Source organism: Streptomyces sp. NPDC059564 (assembly GCF_042735575.1).
Lineage (GTDB): Bacteria > Actinomycetota > Actinomycetes > Streptomycetales > Streptomycetaceae > Streptomyces.
Window position 1 is genome coordinate 1 of sequence record NZ_JBHWBP010000647.1, and the last position, 1,799, is coordinate 1,799.

Annotated in this window: 1 protein-coding gene and 1 pseudogene; both read left to right on the plus strand. The window is 78.8% G+C overall.

All coding sequences use genetic code 11. The features are described 5' to 3' along the window. On the plus strand, positions 1 to 1,179 hold a 1,179-nt coding region (locus ACFV0Q_RS41265; protein ID WP_385013217.1), incomplete at its 5' end, for a VWA domain-containing protein. Continuing rightward, positions 1,176 to 1,799, plus strand: a pseudogene (locus ACFV0Q_RS41270) (hypothetical protein); the annotation flags it as partial. The gene ACFV0Q_RS41265 and the pseudogene ACFV0Q_RS41270, both read left to right, overlap by 4 nt.

Sequence of the window (1,799 nt, forward strand, 5' to 3'; positions counted from 1 at the left end):
ACCCCGGACCGCGCGGAGGGCGGGAGCGCCGCCACGCGTCCGGAGCCGCCGGACGACGGGCGACGGCTGGCCCCCGCCGACCGGTGGCGGCTGCTGCTCGGCCGGCAGCGCGACCGGCTCCCGGCGGACGCGCGGCGGTACGCGCGGGCGCTGGACGAGCTGTACGGTGCCGGGCGCGGCGAGGGCTCCGCCGACGTGGGCCGCGGCGGCCCGGGCGGCGGGGACGAGCCCTCGTTCCCGACCGCGCGGGAGTGGTCGCAGGAACTGGAGGCGCTGTTCGGGGCCGACGTACGCGAGGAGGTGCTCGCCGACGCGGCCGGCGCGGGCCGCACCGATGTACTGGCCCAGCTCGACCCGGCGTCCGTACGCCCCTCCGTGGAGCTGCTGACCTCGGTGCTCTCGCTGGCCGGCGGCATGCCGGAGCAGCAACTCGCCCGGCTGCGGCCCCTGGTACGGCGGCTCGTCGACGAGCTGGCCAAGGAGCTGGCCACCCGGCTGCGGCCGGCCCTCACCGGGGTCGCGAGCCCGCGCCCGACGCGGCGTCCGGGCGGCCGGCTCGACCTGGCGCGCACCGTGCGGGCCAACCTCGCGCACACCCGGCGGCTGGACGACGGCCGGGTGGTGGTGGTCCCGGAGCGGCCGGTGTTCGGGACGCGCGCCTCCCGGGAGGCGGACTGGCGGCTGATCCTGGTGGTCGACGTCTCCGGGTCGATGGAGGCCTCGGTGATCTGGTCGGCGCTGACGGCGGCGGTGCTGGGCGGGGTGCCGACCCTGTCGACGCATTTCCTCGCCTTCTCCACCGAGGTGGCCGACCTCACCGACCGCGTCGACGATCCGCTGTCGCTGCTGCTCGGGGTACGGGTCGGCGGCGGTACGCACATCGCGGCGGGCCTCGCGCACGCGCGGACGCTGATCACGGTGCCGAGCCGGACGCTGGTCGTGGTGGTCAGCGACTTCGAGGAGGGCGCCCCGCTGGGGGGCCTGCTCGGCGAGGTACGGGCCCTGGCCGCGTCGGGAGCCCATCTGCTGGGCTGCGCCGCCCTCGACGACGCGGGCACGCCGCGGTACTCGGTGCCGGTGGCGCGGCAGCTCGTGGCGGCCGGCATGCCGGTGGCCGCCCTCAGCCCTCTCGCCCTCGCCCGCTGGGTGGGCGACCGACTCCGTGGAGAACCCCGATGAGCCCCTCCCTGTTGCCCCCCGTCGCGCCCGAGGTCCTCGCGGAGGCGGTGGAGGCCCTGACCGCCCGGCTGCGCAAGCGGCTCGACGCGGCGATCGCGGAGTGCGGGGCGGGGGCCGTGGCGGGGGCCGACGGCAGCGTCACGCTCCGCTTCGGCGAAGACGCCCTGGTCACCCTCCGCCCGGGCCCGTCGGGCACGATCACCCACCCCACCCAGGCCACTTGCACCTGCCTCCTGTCCCCCCGCTGCCTCCACCGCACGGCGACCCTGGGCGCGTCCCCGTTGGCGGACCCCGACACGGATCCCTTCGCGGGGGCGGACGCGGAGCCCCTCGCGGGGGCGGACGAGGAGAACGGGTCCGGGGCCGCAGCCCACAGCGGGAACGCCTCCGCGGTCGGCCCCGGACCCGGCCCAGGCGCTGCGCCCGTCGGCGAGTTCCCCGCCGGTCCCGCTGCCGGGACCGCCGGCGAACCCCGCGACGGGTCCGGGGCGGCATCCGCCGGCGGCGACCCCGCCATGACCGGGCCGGCGGCCCGGCCCGCTGGCGGATCCTCCGGCAGCCCCGCGGCGGCGCCCCGGGACGGCGACACCGGCATGGCCGGGCCCGGAAGGAATGCCGCC